This is a genomic window from Catenovulum sediminis, from assembly GCF_007289895.1.
GTDB lineage: Bacteria > Pseudomonadota > Gammaproteobacteria > Enterobacterales > Alteromonadaceae > Catenovulum > Catenovulum sediminis.
This window is the reverse complement of record NZ_CP041660.1, coordinates 3,883,356-3,910,099: the sequence shown is the minus strand read 5'-3', so window position 1 is coordinate 3,910,099 and position 26,744 is coordinate 3,883,356. Positions and strand designations below refer to the sequence as shown.

Here is a 26,744-nt window from a genome sequence, read left to right as displayed (position 1 = left end):
GTAGTTTTTCACCCAGCCGATTAAGATAACTCAGTTGGGTTGTCTTTATGGATGAATTGAGTTGTTCCCATATAGCCTGAACAATGCGTTTGAAAAAATAATGAATATCAAAAGGATTACAATGAAAACTAACAAGCACAAAATATCATTACCTGCCGACGATGCATTTTTGGACAACCAGTTGATTCAATGGTGGTATTGGACGGGACAACTGACAACTAACAATGGCAAACGTTACGGCATTGAACTTTGTTTTTTTGCTGTGGATGCTGCTGCATTGCATATTTTTGAGCTGTTTGCCCATAAAATATATGGTGAAAAAATCCCCAGTGATTTAACAACGGTGCAAATGTTAAATGCTGCTGTGACCGATATCGATGCAGATAAATTTTATAGTAAAGTTACTTACATACCGGGCCGGCCGAAAAATATAGAAAATGGTTTTGCTTTGCATGATATTTTAAATAACTGCTCGGCTATTGGAGGAAATGGCAACGATACACTGGTTATTACTGTCGATGACTTTAAGTTTGAATTGCAAGCTGAACAAATTAAACAACCTGTTTTACATTACAGTGGAGAAAAGCACGAGTATCAATTTGGTGGTTACACCTATTATTATTCTCGCGAAATGATGGCAGCTGTTGGAACTCTAAGCCATAAGGGCGTTAAACAAACTGTCAGTGGTGATTTATGGTTTGATCGTCAATACGGAGAGTTGGTACAAGCTTCGATGTTGGTCGGCTGGCAATGGTTTGCGATACAACTGGAAGGCAACGTACAAATAATGTTGTTTGCCTACCACTGGCAATCAGAGCACATGGGATCAATTACGAATGCGGCTGGAGAAACAATTGCATTAGGCGCGTCAGATTTTCATATAGAGATTTTGGATTGGTGGACCAGTCCAAACAGTGGACGTCGCTATCCTGCAAAATGGCATATTAATACGGGCGACTATGATTTAGTGGTCACCCCGTTAGTCGCGGATCAAGAATTAGACGAAGATTGGTTATTGATTAAATACTGGGAAGGTGCCTGTAAGGTTGAAGGCAATCACCAAGGCAGTGCCTATGTTGAATTAGTGGGTTATCCCAGAAAACATTGGTTATAGGAATTAAATAATAATGAATAATAATTTACCTGAATATCAGCACTATTTAAGCAACGTCGTTTCTCAGCCACCTTGTAAAATGATCAATGCCAATATGTATGGCTTTTTTGTCAAAGGTGAAATCAGCAAAATACAGGCATATGTTGATTCAACGATTAACAAAGTTGAGATGGAAGGGGTGAGGTTTAAAGCGCTATCCTCTTATTTAATGCTGAGTTTTACCGATATCGAAAAAATGTTCAGCACAAATCCAGCATTTAGCAATCAGGGATGGAGTCAAGAAACCGATATTATTATCTGGATTCCTATCGCTAAAATGGTTAACAACAAAGTGGACCATGTTTACTTTTATCCTGCTTATATTGTTGTCAATAACTTGTATGCGTTGCTCAATGGTACGCTCATCTGGGGATTTAATAAGTATTTCTCCAATACCTATGAAATGCCGGCGATTGGTGAGGTGCCTGAAAAATTTTCACTGACTATTGACGCTTTTAAAGCGTTCGCACCGGATGCCACAATAGCACCACATACAATACTAGAGCTGGCATTAACAAAAAAAGGTGAAAGTCGTAAAGTGGCAGGCTTTGGTGAAATTCTTAAAGAAGCGATAACCCTGCTGCAATCATCGACAGAAAGTGTTTTAGATTTTGATTGGAATGCAGTCAAACAATCACTGTCGCAACTGATATCACCACAAATTGACCAATTATTATTTAAACAATATCCAGACGGAAAAGCAGAAAAAGCTTTGTATCAGGCGCTGATTCACTCACCTTCAAAAGTTGATAAAGTGCATAGTGCAACCATTTACACCCATGATTATCAGTTTAGTATTCAACATTTGGCTTCCTTTCCACTCGATCAAATGTTTGGTATTTCATTGCAGCCACAAAAACCACTTTTACCTTTTAATGTACTGTTTGATTTTAGTCAGGATGCGGCCATTGAGATCGCAAAAAATAATTAAGGAAGCGTTAACATGAATTCGACAGAAAAACAAAAGATAGCGGTTTTAGGTGGTGGTGTCTCAGCAATGACATCATTATGTTATTTAACAGAATCGCCTAATTGGCAAGAAAAATTTGATATTACAGTTTATCAACTTGGTTGGCGTATTGGTGGCAAAGGCGCAAGCGGGCGTAATGCAGAGTATGGCCAACGCGTAGAGGAACACGGATTACATATTTGGTTTGGCGCATACGTAAACTCGTTTAAAACCATAGAAAAAGTTTATGATGACTTGGCCAGACCGAAAGAGATGCCGCTAGCAACCTGGCAAGAGGCATTTAAACCGCAAAACTTTGTTGTTTTGCAAGAATATATCGATAAACAATGGAAAACATGGCCAAACGAATTTCCTTATATACCCGGTAATCCAGCAAACAGCACGCTCGATCTGACGGTATGGGAATTTCTTAAAGCTGCTTACTTTTATCTAAAAGATTTTATTCGCGAATTAAAGGCGATGAAAGGCCATGTCAGTTCGACTTTAGATAACCATGTACAACAAGGGGTTGCAAACACGGCTTGGTATCAAAAGCTTGCAGAGCATGTTGAGATGGATGCGCACGCAATACAAGACAAGTTTTCCCAGGATATTTTGTTGTCTCTAGAGTTTATTGAAAAAATCTTGCCAGAAAATCATCAAGTGATGGTTTCTAATGCAGAAAAACACGAAAGTATCATTCAGTATTTGCTAAAGGTATTGCGAGCTTGGTTAAAACATGAATTTGAAGATCTACTCAATACGCATGATGAAGTTCGTCGTTTGTTTATCTGTGCTGATTTAGGCTTAACTATATTTATCGGTTTATTGCAGGATAAAGTGCATAGCCGTGGCTTTGCCTATTTAAATCAATGGGATTATCGAGAGTGGTTGACTCTACAAGGCGCAAATGTTGAATTCACAGTCAATTCTGCGGTCGTTCGAGGGTTTTACGATTTAGCCTTTGCTTATCCTGAAGGCGACTTTAACAATCCTAATATTGAAGCAGGTGTGTCCGTCTTGGCAATGTTACGTATGGCCGTTTGTTATCGTGGCGGTTTTATGTGGGAGATGCAGGCCGGTATGGGAGATACCTTATTTTCTCCAATATATCAGTTGCTGAAACGTCGTGGGGTGAAATTTGAGTTTTTTCATCAAGTTGACGAGCTGATTCCCAAAAATGACAGCATTGACGAGATTCGGATAACTCAGCAAGTTGCATTGGCTGATGAAAGCCACGAATATGATCCGCTGGTGATGGTAAAAGATTTACCCTGTTGGCCTTCACAACCCAAATATTCTGAAATTGATGCTGAACAAGCTAAATTATTGAAAAAGCACAATATAAATCTGGAATCTTTTTGGACAGACTGGCCCGAGATATATCAGCAACACTTCAACAAACCGCTGCCAAAAAAGTCTCTTAAAAAAGGCATTGATTTTGATCTTGTGATATTTGGCATTTCTGTTGGTTCGATACCACATTTATGCCCTCAATTGCTGGCACAGGATAGTAAGTTAAAGAGGATGGTTGATAAAATTGGCACGGTGGCAACGCAAGCATATCAACTTTGGATAGATAAAACAGAAAGTGAAATGGGCTGGACGTATCTACCAGAAAATGGCCAAAAACCTGTTTTAAGTGGGTTTGTTGAACCTTTTGATACTTGGGCTGCCATGGATCAGCTATTGTGTCGTGAAGACTGGCCAACGGGTATTAACCCTAAAAATGCCAGCTATTTTTGTAATGCTTACCCGCAAGCAGAATACCCGCCTAAAACGGAGCATGACTTTCCTAAAAAATGCAAAGAAAAAGTTAAACAAAATGCTATCAATCAACTCAAAAACGATATCTTTAACCTATGGCCTGACGTAGCGCAACCCGGTGAGTTTAATTGGGATATACTCACTGATCCGAAAAATCAAATAGGTGAAAAACGCTTTGATTCACAGTATTGGCGTTGTAATGTTGATCCATCCGAGCGTTATGTACTTTCAGTGAAAGGAAGTAGTGCATATCGTTTAAAAACCGATGAAACGATATTTGATAATTTGTATTTAACGGGCGACTGGCTGAGCACGGGGGTTAATGCTGGTTGTGTGGAGGCTGCGACAATGGCGGGGATGCAAACATCCCGTGCGATTTGTGGAAATCCGGCAAAAATAGATGGAGAAACAGGTTTTTTACCAAAAGGATAGAAAATTTGACATCGGAAGCTACAATATAGCTGTAGCTTCTGATTCGTTTCAGAGCGGGCAATGAATATATCGATTATATCAATTGCTGAACAATGGGATCTAATAAACAATGGAAGACGCATCAATAATAATGAAAATAAGGTTGTAGCATGAGAAAACAGGGTTTTCTGACATTAAGTACTTTGATATCAGGCGTTATGTATCATAGTGTCGTTTCTGCTGAAGGATTAGACGAAACCCAAGACAAAATGGACAGTGCAGACATCGAAATTATAAAAGTTCATTCGGAAAGGCAACCTAAAGAGTTAAAATACGTAGCTAACAGCATCAGTATTTATACAGCAGACGATATAAACAACTTTAACCTTAAAGACTCAACCGATCTGAGTACTTTGTCACCCAATGTTAAAATAACGCAGAACGCAGCTGAAGGAACGCCGCCCGCCATCAGCATTCGCGGTGTATCATTACTTGATTACAATACAGCAAATACCGCGCCGGTTGCTGTTTATGTTGATGATATTGTCGGCGGGTCTGTCAATAATCAAATTGTTAACTTGTTTGATATGAAACAAGCTGAAGTGCTTAAGGGGCCTCAAGGCACCTTATTTGGACGCAATACAACAGGTGGCGCTATTTTACTGTATTCCCAAACACCGACTGCAAAACAAGAAGGTTATATTACGCTCGGCGCGGGCACAGACCAATATCAAAAGCTAGAAGGTGCGTATAATCTGCCTGTTTCTGAAAACTCTGCGTTTAGATTGGCAGCCAGTCATATTGATTATCAATACACCAGTGAAAACCAGCACCCAACCAGCCCGCAAGCAGGTTTGATGCAAAATAACTATCGCTTAATGTTTAAAACAGAGCAGCAAAATTGGGATTTGCTGGTTAAGCTACATGCTGAAGATTGGAAGGGGATTGTCAAACCGCCGGCAAACCTTGGTGTGATGGGTGAAAACTGTAATGTATCAACTTTGGGTAGCACAAACTGTTTTGATGCTTTTGGTTTTAACACAGGGAGCAATGATTTCCATAAAATTAATGTGGATAATCACAGCCCGCACGAAACAGATGGTAAAGGCGCTAGTATTCACTTTAATTGGGATATTACAAACAACCTACAACTCGTTTCATTAACTGGCTATAACAGTTTACAGCGATATAGTGCATTTAACTGTGACGCCAGCCCATCTGATTTTTGTAATGGTGCTTTAGGTGTCGATACCGATACTTTGAGTCAAGAGTTGCGTCTGCTATTAGACACAGATCAATACAAGTGGACCAATGGCGTTTTTTATCTTAGCGAAAAAATAGAACAAGATAATTTTAACGATATTTTCAGAGACTTAAGAGGAACAGGGCTGGTTCCCAACGCATTCACGACACTGTTTTTATACGACAATCAGCTTGAAACTAATGCTTATTCTTATTTTAGTGAAGTCGATTATCAATTAACGCAAAAATGGAGTCTAGCCGCAGGGGCAAGATATACAGATGAAAAAACTCAATATCATACCGTCTCAGATGTCGACACAGTATTGGATAATGCACTAAACGATGAGCAGGTTTTAGCGAGCATTGGTTGTGAAAACAGTGGTGCAACATACGGCGATGATTACTTTTCAGCTAAATGTGGTAATTGGAACTTAAACGGAGAAGTTGCAGATACGCATTTAAGTGGCAACCTATCTCTTAAATATACCACAGCGCAACAAGATATCTTTTACTACCGCCTCGCAAGTGGTTATAAAAGTGGTGGCTATAACGCGGGTTTGTTAGCCAGTAAAGAAGAAGCCGAGTCGTCAGAATATGGGGCGGAAGAGTTGTTAGCGCATGAAGTTGGCACTAAATTGAGTTGGCAAACTTGGCACACTTTCGTGCAGGGGGCGCTCTTTTATTATGATTATCGTAATCAACAGGTTTTTCAAAATCGAGAGTCCAAAGTGGAGGGGGCACCACCCATTCAGGTTTTGGATAATGTGGGGCGTTCAGAAATTTACGGTATCGACATTGATGTGTTCACACGTCCGCTGGAAGGCTTAACATTTAGAGCTGGGATTGGCTATTTACCTAAAGCAGAAGGCACTTTTTCTGACGAAACAACCGATATCGAGTCAAAACGGCGATTACCATTGGCTTCTCGCTGGAATATTAATGCGCAATCGGTTTACGAGGTTGGGGCGCTTAAATTCAATTTGAATGTTGAGCATCAATCAGAATTTTATTTTGATCAAAATCAAAACCCGTATGCTAGCCAGCAAAGTTTCACTGTTTGGAATGGCGCGGTAACGTATTCTTTCAATCAACACCTAGACTTATCATTGTGGGGACGAAATTTGACAAATGTTGAATATAGCCATCTAAAATTCGATCTGGTTAATTTTTTAGGTATGCTAGAGGACTTTAGGGCTGATGGTAGGAGAGTTGGTTTAAACTTAACCTATAAAATATGAGGTTAACAGAAAGCAAGCTCAATTTTCGACAGCACTTATTGTTATTTTAGTATAAGATGCTGTCTATACGACTCAAGTTTATGATATTTATGCGGCTTACCACCTTCTCAAAATATACGCTTGCCCACGTTAACCTGATCAGACGCGTGTTTATTTTTTTTGGCGTATTTTTATCTATTTTTAACTTAAATGCAGCCGAAGAAGTAGTTTTTCTTGATAACACAAATTATCAGCAAAATTTATTTCAAAGTAGCAAAAAATACATAGCAACTGACACCCTTTTTCCGCCTTCGCTCGAGCAAATAGATACTTGGCTTGAAGATAAAAAGCCACATGGTGAGCCCGAGTTAATGGGCGACCGGTTTTGGTTGGTGCAACACTTTATTAATTTAAGCAATGTGGATGAATGGATTCTGTATGTTTATCGCAGTGCATTTAGCCAAGCCGAATTTCGAATTTACAGTTCTGATGGTCAGCATTCGTTTAATTTAGGGCATAAATATTCCGGCGATTACGATTTTCATTATGCACATGATATCAAACTCCAACCTGGCAAGGATTATGTTGTAATTGCACTGTTTGATAGTAGCTATTTTTACGCACCACTCAAAATGGTCGTTCAGCCCAAAGCGGTGTTAGAAAAAAAATTGATGATGGAAACCGTCATAATCTTATTAGTGACGGGTATCTGTATCAGTTTGGCCATCTACAACTTATTTGTCTATTTCGGCTCCAAAGAAAAAACCAATTTATATTATTCACTTTATGTGTTCTTTTTGATTTGGAGCTGGTTACATATATTGCATGTACCAGAAGTATTATTTGATCTGCAAAATCCAATATTACATTGGCTCGGATTTCTGATTGCCGGTATTTTCAGTAATTTATTTGTCGTTAATTTTCTAAAACTGAATCATCTGCGGCCACGGTTGGCAAAGCTTTGCTATATCGCTGCATTTATCAGTCTACTCTGTATTCCATTTGCATTGATGCACCCCGGGACTGGACTGATAGTGACAACGCTTAGTTCAACAATCAATCTACTACTCGGTCTATTCGCCGGTATTGTTTCGTGGAAAGGCGGTTATCGACCAGCGAAATACTTTGTTTTTGCTTACTTAGCGTTATTTTCTCCGAATATAGTAAATAACTTAGTGAATGTAGGTGCGATAGACAGTGCAACATTAAACCTCTATTTGATCGGCTATATTGGCGGTGCGGTTGACGCCTTGCTACTGGCCTTTGCCGTAGCTGATCGTGTGCGTTTGCTCAATGAAGAAAATATACAGTTAAACAATAACCTAGAAGAAAAAATTGCTGAGCGTACAATTGAGCTTCAGCAAACGAGCGATCAGCTCGTACAAGCGAACGAATCTAAAAGCCGCTTCTTAGCACAAATGAGCCACGAAATTCGTACACCTATGAACGCGGTTATTGGCTTAAGTCAGTTGGCGCTTAAAACCAATCTTAACTTTGAACAGCGAGATTATTTACAAAAAATATCAAGTTCAGCAGATGTTTTGCTTGGTATCATTAATGATGTGCTGGATTATTCTAAAATTGAAGCGGGCAAGTTAAACATTGAGAAGGTTTATTTTAATTTAGAAAAAGTCGTTGATCGGGCTGTTAATGTTTGTTCGTTAAAGGCCCACGATAAAGGTATCGAGATTATTCTGGATGTAAAACCGGATGTCCCTAAATTTATTGAAGGTGATCCTCTCAGGGTTCAGCAAGTCTTAGTTAATCTTATCTCTAATGCGGTTAAATTTACAGAACAAGGGCATGTCAGTATTCGCATAAGCTCAAAATTATTGGATGATATGAAGTACGAACTGCATTTTTCTGTCGTGGATACAGGGATAGGCATGACGGTAGAGCAGCAGCAAAACTTATTTAATTCATTTTCGCAAGGTGATGATTCAATTACGCGAAAGTATGGCGGAACAGGTCTTGGTTTATCCATTACCAAAGAGTTGGTCACCCTGATGGGCGGTGAAATTTGGGCAAGCAGCAAACAAGGTTTAGGCTCGGCATTTCACTTTATAATTTCATTTAACGCCAAAGCAGATAACCTAGTTGATAAAGTCTTAAAAATAGAAGGGCGAAATATCCGGGTTTTGTTGGTGGATGATAATTTAGTTTCACGAAAAGTTTTGCAGGATATGTTTGCTAATCATGGCGCTGATGTCGTTGAGGCGGAAAATGGTATTAAAGCGATTGATGCGGTGCAAACAAGTATTGCAAGTGAGCAACCATTTGATTTAATTGTTATGGACTGGAGAATGCCGGAAATGGACGGTATCCAAGCATCCAAGCTCATCAAACAAGATTTGGGATTGACAAAAGTCCCCGCCATATTAATGATTTCGTCATATGATAAAGATGAAGCTAAATCACTGAGCCAGGAAGTGGGCATAGATGGATTTATCGAAAAGCCGGTTAACCAGTCGACATTATTTGATGCTCTGTCATATTGTCTAAAACTGGATAAATTGGATGAACTGAATGAGCAAGATGAATTCCGACATACGGATAAGCTGGTTGATTTGTCTGATGTGAATTTATTGTTGGTCGAAGACAACAAATTAAACCGCCAGGTCGCGGTTGGTTTTTTGAAAGACACAGGGATACGCATAGAGATAGCCGAGAATGGCGTGCAGGCTATCGATAAAATTATGCATAATAAATATGATCTGGTATTGATGGATATACAGATGCCTGAAATGGACGGTCTAACTGCAACTAAAGAAATTCGCAGCATCGACAAGTTTAAAAGTTTACCTATTATTGCGATGACGGCTCACGCGATGGCAGGAGATGCACAAAAAAGTCTTGATGCTGGGATGAACGACCACCTCACTAAACCGATAGATCCAGAAGAGCTCTATCGTATTGTGATTAAGTGGATTGATAAAAATAAAGTAAAAACGAACGATGCCACACGTTATACCAACAGTGAAATGGGGGTCTTGCAATCTTTAACTTTATTAGATGTTGCTGATGCGCTTGTGAAAATGCAAGGCCGAGAGTCTTTGTATCTGGATGTCGTTAAAACATTTGTTGAAGAAAATATTAAAACGGCAGATAAGCTGACACTTCTGGATATAAATAATGATTCAGAGCAACTGTATCTAAAAGCGCATTCGTTAAAGTCAAATGCAGCCTATATAGGTGCATATGAACTTGCGGAATTGGCGAAGAAACTAGAGGAAGCAATTGAAACTAAGCAGCCTCGCAGGCAATTATTAGAGTCGGTTAAAAATAAGCTTAAAAGCTTGTTGGATGAGTTAGTTCCTTTTGTTGATAAGCATTTCAAACAAAATTTTGAAATTGGTCGGTTTAAGCAAAAAGATGTAGACAAAATGTTTGTTGAACTAACAGAGTACTTAGCGCAATCTAACGCTAAAGCAGAAGATTACATTCCAATCTTAAAACAGTTGCAGTACCATGTCGAAAAGGGTGAAGTAATCGAAAGAATCATAACGGCGATTGATGAAATAGAATACGATCAAGCGCTTGAATTAATAAAGGATAACAACCAATACTTTAGGCTGGTTACTGAATCATCATGAATCAAAACAATAAAGGCTTGAGTATATTAATTGTCGATGATGACAAAACCAATCGCCGAATTCTAAAAGAATTAGTTGAAGGGATGGCTGTCGTATTACTGGCAAAAAATGGTGCGCAAGCAATCGAAAAAAGTACAGAGCTAAAACCTGACTTGATTATTTTAGATATAGTGATGCCAGATATGGATGGTTTTGCTGTCATCGATACATTGAAAAATAATCGTGAAACGCACGACATTCCGATTATTTTTATCACCGCCAATAACTGTTTTGAGATGGAAGAAAAAGGCCTGCGATTAGGTGCGGTGGACTTTATTGCTAAGCCCTTTCATGGTGGTGTAGTGCAAGCGCGCGTGAACACACATTTGCAAAGTGTCGCACATAAAAAATTGTTAGATCAACTTGCGCATATAGATGCCTTGACCACGATAGCGAACAGGCGTCAGTTTGACGAAGTTTTGCATAAAGAGTGGCAGTATGCATACCGTAATCGCACTGAGTTTACGTTAGCAGTTGTCGATATAGACTATTTTAAATCTTATAACGACACATACGGTCACTTGGTAGGTGATAAGGCTCTACGTAGCGTTGCATTGGCTTTGCAAAGCCAACTTGTCCGTCCAAGAGATTTTGTTGGGCGTTTAGGCGGAGAGGAATTTGTCATTGTTCTACCTGAAACCGATGTTAGAGGGGCTGAAGTTTCACTGCACAACTGCTTAAATGCGGTGCGCGAATTAGACATACCGCATGAAAATTCTCAATGTGAAGCTTGTGTTACAGTCAGTATTGGTAGTTACACCTGCATCCCGGAGAATATGACTGATATGTTAAATGCGTTGAACTTTGCGGATCAATCTTTATATTTAGCAAAAGATAATGGACGAAATCAACTTTATAGTCAAAACTATAAGCAAGATTCAAAGCTCGTTTTACTCAATGCTAATTAAATATCTAGTTAGTGGGAGTTACTTTAAGTGAGAGTGATATGGAATCCATTCTTATCGTTGATGATGAAAAACTCAACTTAAAAACCCTAAGCGCATTATTAAAGCGTGATTATGTTGCTATTCTGGCAAAAAATGGTGTGCAAGCGTTAGAAAAAGCTGAAAAGTATCAACCTGATTTAATTTTATTGGATATTTTAATGCCTGAAATGGATGGCTTTGAGGTATTAACGCGTCTAAAAGAAAACACTGCTACCAAAGAAATCCCTGTCATCATTTTAACCGGCGCACAGTCAACCGAGAAAGAAGAACAAGGCTTAATGTTAGGTGCATGTGACTATGTGTTTAAGCCATTTAACACGGCTATTTTAAAAGCTCGAATCAAAACCCATATAGCCCTGCAAAAGCAAAAGAGAAATCTCAGTGCATTGACAGACCAGCTAAAAAAAGCCAATGCAGCAAAGAGTCGCTTTGTCGCGAACATGAGCCATGAAATTCGTACACCATTAACATCTGTATTAGGGTACGCAGAAGCCCTAAAAAATGGTGAGGTAGCAACCAATGATTTCGAGATAGCGGTAAATCATATCGACAGCAATGGTCGGCATTTATTAAGTTTAATTAATGATATTTTAGACTTTTCTAAAATAGAAGCGGATCAGTTGGAGTTAATGCCAGAAAAGTGTCAGTTATTTGAATTATTAAATGATTTAATTAATTTGGCATCGGGTATGCCTAAATCAGCTGATGTAGAATTTAAGACTGATTTCATTTTTCCGTTACCCGAATATATTTGGGTAGATTCAGTGAGATTCAGACAGATTTTTGTCAATTTGTTATCCAATGCATTCAAATTTACAAACACGGGGTTTGTTAAATTAAGTTGTGCATTTGATACCGAAGCTTTTCAACTGCGAATTACGGTTGAAGACTCGGGTATTGGTATTGCAAAAGAGGAACAAGAAAAGTTGTTTGCCCCCTTTTTGCAGATACACAGTGGGGATAAATTCGATAATTTAAATGGCACTGGATTAGGCTTGAATATCAGCCAGTATCTAATTGAAAAAATGGGCGGCGAAATTCAATTATCCAGCCAGCTTGAATATGGCACTTTATTCTCGGTCGTATTAAATCTGACTGAACTTGAAAATAATGCATTGATATATTCTGTTCCTAGCGCAAAGCATACAATTAAACAAAAACTCTCATGCCAGAAACTATCAGGAAGAGTGTTGGTTGCAGAAGATAATCTAGCGATAAGGCAATTGATACAAATGGTTTTAAGCCATGTAGGTATTGATGTCGTAGCTGTTGAGAACGGAGAGCTGGCAATAGAAGAATTAATTGCAAGTCACTTTGATTTAATTTTTCTTGATGTGCAAATGCCTGTTATGGATGGTTTAGAAACGCTTGCTATGATCCGTCAATTAGGCTATCAGGAGATGCCTATTTTGGCTCTGTCAGCGCATGTAATTAAAGACGAAATTGAAAGTTTTTTAAAAGCAGGGTTCGATGATTTTGTCGCTAAGCCGGTAGAAAGGCACGTGTTATTGGACGCACTTTTGAAATACTTAGGTGGCACAAACGATAGGCAAATGGCGGACCTTTCATTAGAACTGGACAAATCAGTTGAAAGTGAATTAAAAAATACCTTTTTAACTGAATTAAACGATATGCAATTAGAATTATCAGAAGCGAAAAAGAAACAAAGCATACGTCAGTTAGTTCGCGTAGCTCATAAATTGAAAGGTGCAGCGTCAACTTTTGCCTATGCGGATATAGGCGCAGCGGCAGCCGATTTAGAAGTCGCGGTACGAACAGGCCGAAATTGGCTAGATATTCAGGCCAAACTCGATAAGTTACTTGATCTAACTGAAAAGACTAAAGTTATGTCGAATTAGTGCTTGTCGCCTAGGTTATATTAAAACGGGTAACCGAGCATTCGAAAAATTCGATACCGACACCCGTTTTTGAAGGTTATTGATTAATCTTTAGTTAGATTGTTTATTGCCACAACATCGTTTTCCGTTAAATTACCGGACGCACTTTTCAAGTTTATAATCGCTTTAATATAGTCATATCTGGCGCTAGCTAAATTTCTTTTAGCATCAAAAACAACTTTGGTGCTGTTAAGTACATCAACAATCGTTCTGGTACCTACGTTAAAGCCAGCCTGTGTCGCATTAAGTGCACTCTCTGCGGAAACAACAGATTGTTGCAGTGCGTTTATTCTGGCTAAGGTTGTTTTTACGTCATTATAACCACTGCGCACGGCTTTAATGATCCCACGATGTGTCAACTCCAATGCCTGACTCACTGCAACATACTGTTGTCTTGCTTGTTTGGTCTGGGCGCTGGTATTCCCACCAGAATAAATAGGTACGTTGACACTGATGGTCCAAGATAAACCGTCATTTCTGCTATTTATCGTATTAATATTACCGGTTGTTTGGTCAGCTTGTTCGAACTCATTGTCCACCCAACCATAATTTGCGCTAAAGTTTGCATTGGGTAAATGTCCAGCTGATGCGATATCAATTTGCTGTTTGGCGATAGCAACCGCAATTTTTTGTTCTAGCAGGCTAGGGTTACGAGCTGTCGCTATTTTTAACCAGTCGTTGATGTTATTAGGGTTTAACTCAGGCGGTGTAAAGGATTCGGTATCAAAGGTTTTGATTTCACTGTGATATTGACCGGTAATTTCTCTTAACGCCTCTTTGGCTAGTTCAATATCATTCATGGCGGATATTTCTTGTGCAACGGATGCGTCAAACTGTGCCTGAGCTTCATGCAAATTTGTAATTGCCGAAATACCCACTTTTAGTTGTTGTTTTGTCTTTTCTAGCTGTCTTTCAATTGCACTTTTTTCAGCCTGTACAAAACTCAATGTGTCTTGTGCCTGCAATACGTTTAAGTATGCGTTTACAACCCTTACAATTAAGTCGTACTCACTTAAAGTTAACCTCATTTCGCTTTGTTTAACTTGCTTTTCGGCTGTTGAAAGATTAAGCCAGTTTTCATGCTGGTATATTGATTGGCTTAAGCTGATACTGGCAGACTGGCGAGTGATCGATTGGCTGTCGTCTACAGTATGGCTTAGGTTACCGTTTAATTGAGGCAATATTCTTGATTTAGCCAAAGGGTTATTTTGTAGTGTTGCTTGATAATTCGCTTGTGCTTGTCTTATTTTAGGATCTTGCTGTTTTGCTTGTTGGTAAATATCGTACAGACTTTCGCCAGCCGTTGCAGGCATTAAAATTGAACCAGCAATCAATATACCAATAAATGGCATGTGCATTCGCATAAAAAATTTCCCTGTATTGTGGTAAGTTAATTTGAATTCTTGTTCGTTAGCTTATCGTTTTGAATCGTGGCACAATGCCAGATTGAGCAATTTCCACTTTGAGCTAAGCATTTAGTATAATAATGGCGATAAGTTTAACATAGCTAATATAATTTATGACTAAACAGACCCAAGATTTTCCATATAGTTTCGATAAAAAAGATGTAAAAGTTGTCGCTAAAGAATCCTTGTTTTCACGATTTTTTAAGGTGTCTTTAGTTTCATTTCAGCATAGGCTGTTTGCGGGGGGCTGGTCTGAGGTTGTTCAACGCGAGTTATTTGAACGTGGAGACGCGGTCGTTGTCTTACCCTACGATCCAGTCGCTGATGAAATTATTATGATTGAACAAATACGTATTGGCTGTATAGAAAATGCAGAGCATCCCTGGGCCTTTGAGTTAGTGGGTGGCATGGTTGATGAGGGGCAAACAATTGAATCAGTTGCGCACCGCGAAACACAAGAAGAGACTGGCTTGTTGATAGATGAGTTGGTCCCCATGCAAAGTTATTTATCCAGTTGCGGTGGAACCAGTGAACGTATCTATCTTTATTTGGCAAAAGTTGATGCGACAAAAGCGGCTGACATTTGTGGTTTAGACTATGAGCATGAAGATATTCGTGTTCACCGCTTTTGCCGTAAGCAGGTGATGCACTGGTTGGATGCGGGTAAAATAGAGAATGCATCTGCGCTCATCGCGCTGCAATGGTTTAAACTACATCATAAGATGATTGAACAGACGTGGGCTGCTCAAAATGAAACGATTTAGCAAAAAGTATGTTCCTGACATCGCTGCGCTGAACACCTTGTGCGAACATAATTTTATTTTGTTGGCAGGCTTAGTGCGTGGCTGGGAATTTAATCGGATCAATCAGTTTGAAACTGGCCCTCAAGCTGTATTCCAAATTCAGGTTATTGAATGTAGCAAGTTTACCAATGTAATTGAAATGCGTCAGCTATCCACCAGTTTACCGGATATGATGCAACCCAAAGTAATGATTCGTGTATATCATGATGTGAAAATGGCCGAGGTGATCGCCAGTCAAAATATGACACGCATTCAACCCAGCTATATGTACCCGAACCCTCACATGCACCAGCCAGATGAAAAAATGCAAGTTAATTTGTTTTTAAATGATTGGTTAAAGTACTGCCATGAAAATGGATTAGCTTTACCTAATCAGGTATTTGGGTAATGACAGCTCGGATTATTCAAATTACAGACTGCCATTTGCGGGTAGATAAATCGGAAACCTTCTATGGCGCAAATCCATATCGGCAGCTACAACAGATATTAAAAGAGGTCAGTCAGCGGCAAAATGAAGTATCTGCCGTTATATTTACCGGAGACCTTGTGCAAGATGAGTGCTGGCCTGCATATCAGAATTTTGTCGATTTGCTGAGCAAACACCATTGGCAAATCCCTTTGTTTTTAATTGCGGGCAACCATGATGATTTAAACCACCTTAACAAAGTAAAGACGTTAGCAGGCTTCCAACAGCAGTCTTATTTTGATATCACTAACTGGCGTGTACTCTTGTTTTGCAGCCATGCAGAAAATGCGGGCGGAAGCGGATCCATTAGTGAAGCGCAATTATCAAAAATGCTGACAGAATTAGACAACAAAAGTTCGCAGCATTTGTTAGTTGCACTGCACCATCATATTGTGAAATATGGTAGTTTCATCGATAAGTACCCACTTAAAAATAGCGACGGCTTTATGCACTGGATAAAGCATAATCAGCAAGTTAAAGGTATTATACATGGTCATGTACACGACAATCGGCAGGGAGATTTTTATGGCAAGCCTTGGTTTGCTTGCCCTGCAAGTTCAGTACAGTTTTGTCATACGGCAGAAAAAGCACCGACAGTTGTCGCTGGGTATAACGAACTCACCTTGCATCCAGATGGTCATATAGATGCAAAAAACCATTGGTTAAGGCTAATCTGATATGCAGCAAAAAAGCACGATCATTTATTTGCACGGTTTTTTAAGTTCACCACAATCGCAGAAAGCCCAGCAAACTGTTGGTTTTATTGGTCAGCACTATCCAGATATCAGAGTGGTTTGTCCGCAAATACCCAGTTATCCGCAACAAATAGAAGCTTGTCTTCAATCACTTATCAAACAATATGATGATTGTTTGTTGGGGTTTATTGGCAGTTCACTGGGCGGCTATTTAGCAACCTGGTGTGCTGAGCAAACACAAAAATCGGCGGTGCTGATTAATCCGGCCGCCTATCCGTATCGCTTGTTAGCTGACTATTTAGGTGAGCATACTAACCCTTATACCGGTGAATTGTTTGAGGTAACGCCAGACTTCAATCAAGCGTTGAAAAAGTTCGAAGTTAAAAATACTGATTTATTAAAACTTTGGGTTTTATTAGAAACCGAAGACGAAACACTGGATTATAAAGAAGCCGCACAAAAATTTGCAAACAATCAGCTGGAAGTGATAAAAGGTGGTAATCACGCTTTTGTTCATTATGCTGAATATTTGCCAGCTATTATTCAATATTTATTAAAACAGCATCGGAATACAAAATAATATGTCACAACAATATAATGCAGATGCAATTGAAGTCCTCAGTGGCTTAGAGCCGGTTCGTCGACGCCCCGGCATGTATACGGATACTCAAAGACCTAATCATTTAGGACAGGAAGTTATCGATAACTCTGTCGATGAAGCAATGGCAGGACATGCAAGTCAAATTAAAGTGATTTTACATCCTGATCAGTCTTTGGAAGTTTCCGATAATGGTCGCGGGATGCCAGTGGATATTCACCCAGAAGAAGGCGTCCCCGGGGTCGAGTTGATTTTAACTAAACTCCACGCGGGTGGTAAATTTTCAAATAAAAACTATCAGTTTTCAGGTGGTTTACACGGGGTTGGGGTTTCGGTTGTGAATGCATTATCAACCCGTGTCGAAGTGACGGTACGGCGCGATGCAACCGTGTATTTAATTGCGTTTGAAAACGGTGATAAGGTGACCGATTTACATGAAATCGGGACCTGTGGTAAGCGTAATACGGGAACCAGTGTACACTTTTGGCCAGATCCTGTATTTTTTGATAGTGCAAAATTTAGTAGCAGCAAACTGATACATGTGCTCAAAGCAAAAGCCGTGTTATGCCCGGGTTTAGAAATAGAGTTTCAGGATAAAATCAACAACGAAACCCATAAATGGTGTTACCAAGATGGCTTAAGGGATTATTTATCGCAGGCCGTTGGTGGTTATGAAAGTTTACCTAAAGAGCCATTTGTCGGCGAGTTTTCTAGTAAAACTGAAGGGGCAGAATGGGCGTTAACTTGGCTCACCGAAGGTGGCGAAGGGACCTATGAGAGTTATGTAAACTTGATCCCAACGGCGCAAGGCGGCACGCATGTAAACGGTTTGCGTCAGGGCTTATTGGATGCGGTTCGCGAATTCTGTGAGTTTAGAAATTTAATTCCAAGAGGGGTAAAACTGACACCGGAAGATGTTTGGGACAGGTGTAGTTACATCTTGTCAGTTAAAATGCAGGATCCGCAATTTGCCGGACAAACTAAAGAGCGGCTTTCTTCAAGGCAATGTTCAGCCTTTGTATCAGGCGTTGTCAAAGATGCTTTTAGCTTATGGTTAAATGAACATACTGACGTTGCCGAGCAATTGGTTGAAAGTTTTATTGCCAATGCACAAAAAAGAATGCGCGCTGCGAAAAAAGTGGTTCGTAAAAAAGTCACGTCAGGGCCCGCTTTGCCGGGTAAATTAACAGATTGTACCAGTCAGGACCCGTCACGATCTGAATTGTTTTTGGTCGAAGGGGATTCAGCCGGAGGCTCGGCAAAACAAGCGCGAGATAGAGAATTTCAGGCGATCATGCCACTGCGAGGGAAAATTTTAAACACCTGGGAAGTTGATTCTGGCCAGATTTTGTCCTCACAGGAAATTCATGATATTTCCGTGGCAATTGGTATTGACCCAGATTCAGAAGATAGCAGTGGTTTGCGCTACGACAAAATTTGCATCTTAGCCGATGCCGACTCCGATGGTTTGCACATCGCTACTTTGTTATGTGCTTTGTTTATTAAACACTTTAAACATATTGTTGAAACAGGTCATGTTTATGTTGCCATGCCGCCATTGTACCGAATCGATGTTGGAAAATCGGTTTATTATGCACTGGATGAAGATGAAAAAAATGGCATTTTGGATCGTATTGAAGCAGAGAAAAAGCGTGGAAAAATTAATGTACAGCGCTTCAAAGGGTTAGGCGAGATGAACCCTTTACAACTACGTGAAACAACAATGGATCCGAATACCCGTCGTTTGGTTCAGTTGACGATTGATGATATTCAAGTGACTAATGAGCTGATGGATATGCTACTGGCCAAAAAACGCAGTGCAGATCGAAAGGCGTGGCTAGAGCAGAAAGGCGATCAGGCAGAATTATTGCTTAATAACTAATTGCTTAATAACGAATGACTGAATAACTGATTAGTATCTAAGTGTAGTTATAAAAGTGTAGTTATAAAAGTGTCATGATAACAAAAGCCCGTTGTAAACTTGAAGTTCACAACGGGCTTTTTTAATGCTCGTTAATAGAGTATGGAGTATTAAGCCGCAGGTGCGCCGTTAATCCAAAGGTGCGTTAAGATAGACAAGATATAACCCAGCGCAATTGCCCAGCTCCATTTTAAGTGTCCAAAGAAACTATAATTACCTTTAGATTGTCCCATTAATGCCACCCCAGCAGCGGAACCAACCGATAATAAACTACCACCGACACCTGCTGTCATGGTTACTAAAAGCCATTGCTCCAGCCCCATGGCTGGGTTCATGCTAATGACGGCGAACATCACAGGGATGTTATCAACAATCGCGGATAATACGCCAGCCGCTATATTGGCGTAGGTCGGATCCCAATTATTGTACATAGCTTCAGAAATTAAGGTTAAATAACCGATGAATCCTAAGCCACCGACACACATAACAACACCGAAGAAAAATAACAGAGTATCCCATTCTGCTTGCGCAACTTTGGTGAAAACGTCAAAGGGGACAACCTGACCAAGACGACGCAAAGCTTTTTCATCTTTACGTTTTTCTGCCTCAGAACGCTTTTTGGCCAAAGAACGCGGTAAACTGCGACGCAGATAATAGCCAAAAAACTTCAAATAGCCTAAACCTGTCATCATACCGAGTACGGGTGGCATACCGAACCAGCTATGCGCGATCACAGAGGTTACTATGGTCAAAATAAACAAAAAGACGATACGTTTTGCACCACGTTTCATTTCAAATTCTTCGCGTATAATTTGACTGGGCTCAGAGCTAATAAATAAACTCATAATCACAGCAGGAACGGCAAAGTTGACAACCGAGGGGATAAACAACACAAAAAATTCTTGAAATTGAACCAAACCCGCTTGCCATACCATCAGTGTGGTAATGTCACCAAATGGGCTAAAGGCACCACCAGCGTTAGAAGCGACCACAATATTAATACAGGCGACGTTAATAAAAGGCTTATTACCTTTTGCCACTTTAAGTACGATTGCGCACATTAACATCGCTGTTGTTAGGTTGTTGGCAAACGATGAAATTGCAAACGCCATTATCCCAGTTAACCAGAATAAATTTCTTAAGCTCAAGCCTTTAGAAATCATCCACACACGAATTGCATCAAATACTTTTCGTTCTTCCATCGCATTGATATAGGTCATTGCAACTAATAAGAAGAGTAATAACTCAGCGTACTCTAATAGGTTGTGCTCAAACACTTCTTTGGCGATTTCAGGCATTCCATGTTCGGTATATATGTATCCCAGTAAAAACCAAATGATGCCGGCTGCAACCAATACCGGTTTGGATTTTCGTAAGTGTAGATAATCTTCAGCAATGACTAAACTATATGCCAGGATGAAAATACCCACTGCTAGATAACCGACATAATGTTGTGTTAAATCAAGCTGATGGGCATCGGTATTGGCGAATACTGAAGGTGAAATAAATATGGCGAGTGCAGATAAAAACAAAAATAGGGTTTTTTGCCAGTTTGAGTGTGATAGTTGCAAAAGCATAACGCTATAAAACCTCGGTAGCTGTTTGTGTAATTTATGCAGGGTTTATAAGGGCCGGACTTTAGCATACTTGCAGTGAACACGGAATGAACAAAATGACATTTTTATGAAATATCTTGCACAAATTTAGGAGGTTAGATGAGTAACGATAATGTGTTGATATTAATGGTTTTTATTTGTATCTGTTTTGTTTTTTGATTTATTTTGGTGCAACAATAAATATACAGATAGGTGTAAAAATATACATTTTGAAAATTAATTACTGAATTTTGAACATAAAAGTAAAGATTGCGTAAACTTGTTAGTAGAGTCTTTATTTCCATTTCAATTTGACTAGGATAGCGTCAGAAAATGAATACAAATAGCATAATAATGAAAAATTTTAGTCGAACGGGTATTTCTAGCATTTTAGTTGTATTGCTGAGTGCGTGCCAAAGCGCTGCACAATATAACTTAACACAAAACGTTGAGTATCCAGATAGTTGGCAAACTAATCTGAATACTGAGCTTGCAGAGCAAACGTCAGAAAAAATAAGCGAAGGTCAATATTTGGCCCGTTGGTTGCAATCCGATCGCTTATTGACTTTGATAGAAGATGCACTGCAGCATAATCAGAATATTCAAAAACAAAAGTTAGAGGTTGAAAAATCGCGCGCATATCTGGCTCGGGCCAGCGCAGCTTTGTGGCCTGATTTAAACTTTTCTTTTTCAGCTAACCGAAGTCAGGGCAGTGCCAGTGATGCACAAGCCGCAAGTCGTTTTAACGCAGGTGTCAGTGCCTCTTACCAAATCGATGTTTGGGGAAAACTAAACCAGGCTGAGCAAGCAGCGCAACTAAATTACCAAATAAATTTGGCGAATTTAAAACAAGCTGAGCTGGACTTGGTGTCTAGCGTTACCAACCTTTGGTTTGAAAAAGCAGCCGCAATGCAAGTTTATGCTTTGTATCAACAAAGATATGAAAACGTAAAAAGTAACCTGGAAATTATTGAAAGTGGTTATCAATCTGGGCTAAACCGCGCTTTGGATGTTTATTTAACACGCAATGATCTAGAAAACGAAAAATCTAGACTATTAGAGCAGCAAGAGCGGATCGATTCACTGAACCGGCAATTAAATCTTTTGTTGGGGGGATACCCGTCTGAACAGTTAACTACGGAAAGTGAATTACAACAACTAAATTATCAATTTCCAAGTGGCGTGCCTGCTGAGTTAATTAAACGTCGGCCAGATGTGCAAAAAGCTTGGCTCACAATATTAGTCGATAACGCTGAACTTGCAATTGCACATAAAAACAGATTTCCAAGTTTCTCAATTTCAGCGTCATTAAATGACAGTCAATCTTCATTGTCAGATTTATTTAAAGACGGGATTGCTTGGTCTTTGGGCGCTTCACTTTTCCAGCCAATTTTTGATGCCGGTAACTTAAAGGCGGCAGAACAAATCGCTGAGCTTGAATTAAATCAAAGTGAATTAAGTTATTTACAAACTTTATATGCAGCTTTTGAGGAAGTCGAAACTGCATTATCTAACTTACAAGCGCTGCAACAAAGACTGACTTACAGATTAAATTCTAAACAAAACGCCGAGAAAGCAGAACAGTTAGCATTTGAACAATATTTGGCCGGTATCAGTAGCTATTCGACTTATTTAGAAGCACAGCGCAGAGCATATGATGCCAGAAGTCAGGTTATCGATATCAAAAAACAAATTGTCGTCAGTCAAATTCAATTACATCAATCTTTAGGTGGAGATTCTGCCTTAGAAAGGTTGCAAAGGGGAAGTCGTGAATAAACAAAAAATTAAAAGTTTTTTACCCTATATCTTATTGCTGGCTTTTGCCCTAGCAATTTATTTGATTATTTTTAATAAACCTCAGGTAAAACGGGGTGCCAAACCTCAAGCGGCGCAAATAGCGGTTGAAACCTTGCGTTTATCTGCGCAAGACTACCCGGTTATTTTAAAGTCATATGGTTTGGTCAGTGCACAGGTTAAAACTGTCTTGTCGAGTCAGGTAGCAGGCAAAGTCGAGTATGTTGCAGAATCAATGCGCAGCGGTGGCTTTTTTGATAAAAACGAACTATTAATCAAAATTGAAGATGTTGATTATCAAGCGAAAGTTCAAATAGCCTATGCCAATTTAGTGGAAGCCGAACAAAACTTAATCGAACAACAGGCCTTGGCCGATCAAGCGAAACAGGATTGGCAAAGACTAGGCAGTGATAAGACGGCTTCTGATTTAGTGTTACGGAAACCTCAGTTGGCCGCAGCACAAGCGAAGGTTGAATCAGCAAAAGCAAATCATCAACAGGCTTTAATAAATCTTCAGCGTACTGAAATACGGGCACCATATAATGGGCGGGTTTTAATTAAATCCGTTGATCTTGGGCAGGTTATTGGTACAAACGCTCAAGTTGGTGAGATTTATTCAACGGATGCAATAGAAGTTTCCCTACCTATCAAAAATAATGAAATAAGATTGTTAAACTTGCCTGAAAATTACCGTGGCGCGAGCTCTGCTGATAAAACCAAAGTGACATTAATTTCTAATTTATCGGGTGAGCAAGCATGGCAGGGGGAAATTGTACGTACCGCAAGTGAAATTGATCCTGTGAGTCGTCAGCTACATGTTGTCGCCCGAATTGAAGATCCTTTTGGCAAAAAAGCTTACGGTAAAGTTCCACTTAAAATAGGTCAATACGTTACAGCTCAAGTACGGGGTAACACCTTAAAAAATGTGATCGTGATTCCGAACAAAACTATCTATCAAGGCCAATATGTTTATTTATATCAAGACGGCACTATTACACGGCGCAATGTGGAAATACTGTGGCAGAACGAATCTGAAGCGGTAATACAATCTGGCTTAGAGGAGGGCGATTTATTGGTAACGACTTCATTAGGTCAGGTATCCAGCGGCACAAAAGTAAAAGTTAAAAGTGAGCAGGAGCCAAAACAATGATAGCTTGGTTCACGCGTAATCATGTTGCCGCCAATTTATTATTAATCAGTATTGTTGCAGCAGGGGTTTTTAGTCTGTTTAATCGTATTCCACTTGAGGTATTTCCGACATTTGAAGCGGATACGATTAGTGTACAAGTTTCACTTAGAGGGTCCACACCAGAAGACGCTGAACTGGCGATCGCCAGCCGAATAGAAGAAGCGCTGAACGATTTAGAAGGTATTGAAGAAATTAGAAGTCGATCGACTGAGGGCGGGGCCTCGGTCACAATTGAAGTTGAAAGAGGCTATGAGCCCAGAGATATTCTGGATGATGTTAAAAACCGAGTTGATTCAATTAATACGTTTCCAACTGAAGCGGAAAGACCGATTATTTCGTTAGCGGTACGTAAACGCAGTGTCATTGATGTCACTATCTTTGGTGATGTGACTGAACATGAAATAAGGCAAATGGCCGAAAAAGTAAGAGATGATTTACTTAAAATTGATGGCATTACACAAGTTGAATTAGACGGCGTTCGAAATTATGAAATTGCAGTTGAATTAGATCAAGACACACTGCGTGAATTTGATTTAACCTTGACCCAAGTTGCAGAAGCCATTCGAGCAAGTTCACTGGATTTATCTGCCGGTAATGTTCGTACCGATGGGGGAGACATACTCATTCGCTCAAAAGGGCAGGCCTACCGGCAAGATGAGTTTGAAAGAATTGTTTTAAAGTCATCACCAAACGGGACAATTTTGACCTTGGGTGACATTGCAACCATTACCGATGGATTTGAAGAAACGTCACTCCGAACTCGTTTTGATGGGCAGATTGCTGCCACCATAGGTGTTCAACGCGTTGGACAACAAAGTGCTATTGATGTCGCCAGTAAGGTGAAAGACTATATTGCGCAAGCACAACATAAACTGCCTCAAGGCGTACACATTGCGTACTGGGATGATGATTCGCAAATTGTTAAAAAAAGAATCGGGACCTTGGTCAGTAATGCTTTGCAAGGTGGCATCTTGGTTTTGATCTTATTGGGTATGTTCCTTCGGCCTTCGGTTGCACTATGGGTTTTTATTGGCATCCCCGTGAGTTTTTTAGGCGCTTTTGCATTAATGCCGTTTTTGGGGGTTACGCTTAATATTATCAGTTTGTTTGGCTTTATTGTTGTGCTGGGGATTGTCGTGGATGATGCAATCGTCACCGGTGAAAATGTATATAAACACTTGGAAAAGGCGGAAAATGGTTTACAAGCTGCAATAACCGGTACAAAAGAGGTCGCGGTACCTGTCACTTTTGGCGTATTAACAACCGTTGTTGCATTTGTCCCAATTTTATTTATGGAAGGTTTTAGGGGTAAATTATTTGCCCAAATTCCAGCCGTGGTAATACCGGTTTTATTATTTTCATTAATAGAATCTAAATTTGTTTTGCCGGCCCATTTAAAATACCTAAAAGTTAGAAAAGATCGAGGGCAGGGCAATAAACTGCAACAATTTCAAGAAAAATTTGCGGACGGTTTTGAGGCAGCAATACTTAAATATTATAAACCGGCACTCAACCTTTGTTTAGCCAATAAGCGCAGCACGGTCATTTCCTTTATTGGTATTTTAAGCATCATTATTTCGGCTGCTTTAATGGGGCATGCTAAATTTATCTTTTTTCCCAGAATACCCAGTGAAACTGTGACCGTTACTTTGTCAATGCCAAACGGCACGCCGTTTGAAGTCACGGATCGCCATATTTCAAGAATTACCGAAATTGCCAAAGATCTACAACACAAATATATCGATCCGGATACCGACGAAAGTATTATCATTCATATATTATCGCAAACGGGTAATGGCAGTGATTCATCATGGGGGCGTGTGCGTTTTGAAATTACCCCACCGGAAGAACGTGAAATGGACGTCAACAGCCAGGATTTGGCCCGCGAATGGCGCAAACGAATTGGTGAAATTCCGGGGGCAGAAGAGTTGATTTTACGTTCAGAAATTGGTCGGGCTGGCGATCCAATTGATATTCAGCTCAGGGGGAATAATTTTGCGCAGCTAAACAAAGCGGCTGAAGATGTGAAGCAGCGTTTAGCGACTTATCCCACTGTTTTTGATATCCGAGATTCTATGGCTGATGGTAAAGAAGAATTACAGATAGAATTGAAAAGTGAAGCTTATTTGCTGGGGGTGAGTCGCTCGGATGTAATCAGGCAGGTCAGGCAAGCATTTTTTGGGGTAGAAGCGCAAAGAATTCAACGTGGACGTGATGATGTGCGGGTTATGGTTCGTTTTCCCCGCGATGAAAGAGATTCTATTTCATATCTAAACAATATGCTGATTAATACACCGGATGGTAAACAAGTGCCTCTGTCACAGTTAGCTTATTTTGTCGCTGGCAAAAGCCCAACCGCAATCTACCGAATTGACGGTAATCGGACTGTTAATGTACTGGCCGATTTAAACAAAGAAAGTACCAATATGACCGCACTGAATGCCGAGATAAAAGAGTATTTGGATGAGTTAATCGCGCAATATCCAAGTGTCTCTTATGTGATGGACGGTGAAGCGCGTGAACAAGCCGAGTCGTTTGGATCTTTGGCTTGGGGGATGTTAGGGGTGTTTTTTGCAATATATACTTTATTGGCAATCCCATTAGCCTCATATATTAAACCGTTAATTGTGATGTCTGTTATTCCGTTTGGTGCCATTGGTGCAATGATAGGACATTGGATCATGGGTATGGATTTGACCATCATGAGTGTCTTAGGTTTATTGGCATTGTTGGGCGTAGTGGTCAATGATTCACTCGTATTAGTCGACTACATTGGCAAAATGAGGAAAGCCGGTGAAGATGTTTACTCTGCTGTTTTAACAGCGGGCGCGGCGCGTTTCAGACCCGTTTTGCTGACATCACTGACAACTTTTATTGGTTTAATGCCGTTATTATTTGAAAAATCTACACAGGCGCAATTTTTAATACCCATGGCAGTATCGCTTGGCTTTGGTATTATTTTCGCAACTTTTATTACTTTGCTATTGGTGCCGGTGAATTATTTAGCGGCATATCAAATACAGTTGATGTGGCGAAAATGGCTGCAAAAGTAATTTTAAAA

At 39.9% G+C, this 26,744-nt stretch carries 17 protein-coding genes; 15 read left to right on the top strand and 2 right to left on the bottom strand.

Annotated elements, in window-relative coordinates:
- Nucleotides 1-121: 121 nt before the first annotated feature.
- The 7 genes from FNT16_RS16645 to FNT16_RS16615 all read left to right on the top strand — a co-directional run bounded on the left by FNT16_RS16645 (nucleotide 122) and on the right by FNT16_RS16615 (nucleotide 13,177).
- Nucleotides 122-1,114, top strand: coding sequence for a lipocalin family protein (locus FNT16_RS16645; RefSeq protein ID WP_185976627.1), 993 nt, complete (start codon nucleotides 122-124; stop codon nucleotides 1,112-1,114).
- 13 nt (nucleotides 1,115-1,127) lie between these two features.
- Nucleotides 1,128-2,084, top strand: coding sequence for an acetoacetate decarboxylase (locus tag FNT16_RS16640; RefSeq protein ID WP_143872641.1), 957 nt, complete (start codon nucleotides 1,128-1,130; stop codon nucleotides 2,082-2,084).
- 12 nt (nucleotides 2,085-2,096) lie between these two features.
- The gene (locus FNT16_RS16635) at nucleotides 2,097-4,301 is read left to right on the top strand and encodes an NAD(P)-binding protein (RefSeq protein ID WP_143872640.1); all 2,205 of its coding nucleotides are present in this window, start codon (nucleotides 2,097-2,099) and stop codon (nucleotides 4,299-4,301) included.
- 149 nt (nucleotides 4,302-4,450) lie between these two features.
- The gene (locus FNT16_RS16630) at nucleotides 4,451-6,760 is read left to right on the top strand and encodes a TonB-dependent receptor (RefSeq protein WP_143872639.1); all 2,310 of its coding nucleotides are present in this window, start codon (nucleotides 4,451-4,453) and stop codon (nucleotides 6,758-6,760) included.
- A gap of 146 nt (nucleotides 6,761-6,906) precedes the next feature.
- The gene (locus FNT16_RS16625; RefSeq protein WP_185976626.1) at nucleotides 6,907-10,332 is read left to right on the top strand and encodes a response regulator; all 3,426 of its coding nucleotides are present in this window, start codon (nucleotides 6,907-6,909) and stop codon (nucleotides 10,330-10,332) included.
- The gene (locus FNT16_RS16620; protein WP_143872637.1) at nucleotides 10,329-11,279 is read left to right on the top strand and encodes a GGDEF domain-containing response regulator; all 951 of its coding nucleotides are present in this window, start codon (nucleotides 10,329-10,331) and stop codon (nucleotides 11,277-11,279) included. The genes FNT16_RS16625 and FNT16_RS16620 overlap by 4 nt, the downstream gene beginning before the upstream one ends.
- Nucleotides 11,280-11,317: 38 nt before the next feature.
- Nucleotides 11,318-13,177 (top strand): response regulator, encoded by a 1,860-nt coding sequence (locus tag FNT16_RS16615; RefSeq protein WP_143872636.1) that lies wholly within the window; start codon nucleotides 11,318-11,320, stop codon nucleotides 13,175-13,177.
- A gap of 83 nt (nucleotides 13,178-13,260) precedes the next feature.
- Here FNT16_RS16615 and FNT16_RS16610 read toward each other — a convergent pair whose 3' ends face one another.
- On the bottom strand, nucleotides 13,261-14,580 hold the full coding sequence (locus FNT16_RS16610) for a TolC family outer membrane protein (protein ID WP_246072262.1): 1,320 nt from the start codon (nucleotides 14,578-14,580) through the stop codon (nucleotides 13,261-13,263).
- 155 nt (nucleotides 14,581-14,735) lie between these two features.
- Here FNT16_RS16610 and nudF point away from each other — a divergent pair, with 155 nt between their 5' ends.
- From nudF to parE, 5 genes are read left to right on the top strand one after another with little or no spacing between them, the layout of a single operon-like run.
- Nucleotides 14,736-15,386 carry an ADP-ribose diphosphatase gene (gene nudF / locus FNT16_RS16605; RefSeq protein ID WP_143872635.1) on the top strand — a complete coding sequence of 217 codons (651 nt, stop codon included), beginning with the start codon at nucleotides 14,736-14,738 and terminating at the stop codon, nucleotides 15,384-15,386.
- Nucleotides 15,373-15,813 (top strand): DUF1249 domain-containing protein, encoded by a 441-nt coding sequence (locus FNT16_RS16600; RefSeq protein WP_143872634.1) that lies wholly within the window; start codon nucleotides 15,373-15,375, stop codon nucleotides 15,811-15,813. Before nudF ends, FNT16_RS16600 begins: the two co-directional genes overlap by 14 nt.
- Nucleotides 15,813-16,568, top strand: a complete 756-nt coding sequence (locus FNT16_RS16595; RefSeq protein WP_143872633.1) for a metallophosphoesterase — start codon at nucleotides 15,813-15,815, stop codon at nucleotides 16,566-16,568. The genes FNT16_RS16600 and FNT16_RS16595 overlap by 1 nt, the downstream gene beginning before the upstream one ends.
- Before the next feature lies 1 nt (nucleotide 16,569).
- The gene (locus FNT16_RS16590) at nucleotides 16,570-17,166 is read left to right on the top strand and encodes a YqiA/YcfP family alpha/beta fold hydrolase (protein ID WP_143872632.1); all 597 of its coding nucleotides are present in this window, start codon (nucleotides 16,570-16,572) and stop codon (nucleotides 17,164-17,166) included.
- A 1-nt stretch (nucleotide 17,167) separates the two neighbouring features.
- Nucleotides 17,168-19,066, top strand: coding sequence for a DNA topoisomerase IV subunit B (gene parE, locus FNT16_RS16585; RefSeq protein WP_143872631.1), 1,899 nt, complete (start codon nucleotides 17,168-17,170; stop codon nucleotides 19,064-19,066).
- A 149-nt stretch (nucleotides 19,067-19,215) separates the two neighbouring features.
- On the opposite strand, the gene nhaD is transcribed toward parE, so the two are convergent.
- The gene (nhaD, locus tag FNT16_RS16580) at nucleotides 19,216-20,682 is read right to left on the bottom strand and encodes a sodium:proton antiporter NhaD (RefSeq protein WP_143872630.1); all 1,467 of its coding nucleotides are present in this window, start codon (nucleotides 20,680-20,682) and stop codon (nucleotides 19,216-19,218) included.
- A 372-nt stretch (nucleotides 20,683-21,054) separates the two neighbouring features.
- Between nhaD and FNT16_RS16575 the strand changes: the two genes are divergently transcribed.
- Genes FNT16_RS16575 through FNT16_RS16565 form a run of 3 tightly spaced genes read left to right on the top strand, consistent with a single transcriptional unit; the run spans nucleotide 21,055 to nucleotide 26,736 of the window.
- A complete protein-coding gene (locus tag FNT16_RS16575; protein WP_185976625.1) occupies nucleotides 21,055-22,476 on the top strand; it encodes an efflux transporter outer membrane subunit in 1,422 nt (473 codons plus the stop codon).
- Complete coding sequence (locus FNT16_RS16570) at nucleotides 22,469-23,644, top strand: efflux RND transporter periplasmic adaptor subunit (protein ID WP_143872628.1); 1,176 nt, start codon at nucleotides 22,469-22,471, stop codon at nucleotides 23,642-23,644. The genes FNT16_RS16575 and FNT16_RS16570 overlap by 8 nt, the downstream gene beginning before the upstream one ends.
- The gene (locus FNT16_RS16565) at nucleotides 23,641-26,736 is read left to right on the top strand and encodes an efflux RND transporter permease subunit (RefSeq protein ID WP_143872627.1); all 3,096 of its coding nucleotides are present in this window, start codon (nucleotides 23,641-23,643) and stop codon (nucleotides 26,734-26,736) included. The genes FNT16_RS16570 and FNT16_RS16565 overlap by 4 nt, the downstream gene beginning before the upstream one ends.
- Nucleotides 26,737-26,744: the final 8 nt, after the last annotated feature.

Bases quoted from the DNA above. Each gene is read 5' to 3' on its own strand.
- FNT16_RS16645 (WP_185976627.1), top strand. From the start codon at position 122: ATGAAAACTAACAAGCACAAAATATCATTACCTGCCGACGATGCATTT.
- FNT16_RS16640 (WP_143872641.1), top strand. From the start codon at position 1,128: ATGAATAATAATTTACCTGAATATCAGCACTATTTAAGCAACGTCGTT.
- FNT16_RS16635 (WP_143872640.1), top strand. From the start codon at position 2,097: ATGAATTCGACAGAAAAACAAAAGATAGCGGTTTTAGGTGGTGGTGTC.
- FNT16_RS16630 (WP_143872639.1), top strand. From the start codon at position 4,451: ATGAGAAAACAGGGTTTTCTGACATTAAGTACTTTGATATCAGGCGTT.
- FNT16_RS16620 (WP_143872637.1), top strand. From the start codon at position 10,329: ATGAATCAAAACAATAAAGGCTTGAGTATATTAATTGTCGATGATGAC.
- FNT16_RS16615 (WP_143872636.1), top strand. From the start codon at position 11,318: ATGGAATCCATTCTTATCGTTGATGATGAAAAACTCAACTTAAAAACC.
- FNT16_RS16610 (WP_246072262.1), bottom strand. From the start codon at position 14,580: ATGCGAATGCACATGCCATTTATTGGTATATTGATTGCTGGTTCAATT.
- nudF (WP_143872635.1), top strand. From the start codon at position 14,736: ATGACTAAACAGACCCAAGATTTTCCATATAGTTTCGATAAAAAAGAT.
- FNT16_RS16600 (WP_143872634.1), top strand. From the start codon at position 15,373: ATGAAACGATTTAGCAAAAAGTATGTTCCTGACATCGCTGCGCTGAAC.
- FNT16_RS16595 (WP_143872633.1), top strand. From the start codon at position 15,813: ATGACAGCTCGGATTATTCAAATTACAGACTGCCATTTGCGGGTAGAT.
- FNT16_RS16590 (WP_143872632.1), top strand. From the start codon at position 16,570: ATGCAGCAAAAAAGCACGATCATTTATTTGCACGGTTTTTTAAGTTCA.
- parE (WP_143872631.1), top strand. From the start codon at position 17,168: ATGTCACAACAATATAATGCAGATGCAATTGAAGTCCTCAGTGGCTTA.
- nhaD (WP_143872630.1), bottom strand. From the start codon at position 20,682: ATGCTTTTGCAACTATCACACTCAAACTGGCAAAAAACCCTATTTTTG.
- FNT16_RS16575 (WP_185976625.1), top strand. From the start codon at position 21,055: ATGAAAAATTTTAGTCGAACGGGTATTTCTAGCATTTTAGTTGTATTG.
- FNT16_RS16565 (WP_143872627.1), top strand. From the start codon at position 23,641: ATGATAGCTTGGTTCACGCGTAATCATGTTGCCGCCAATTTATTATTA.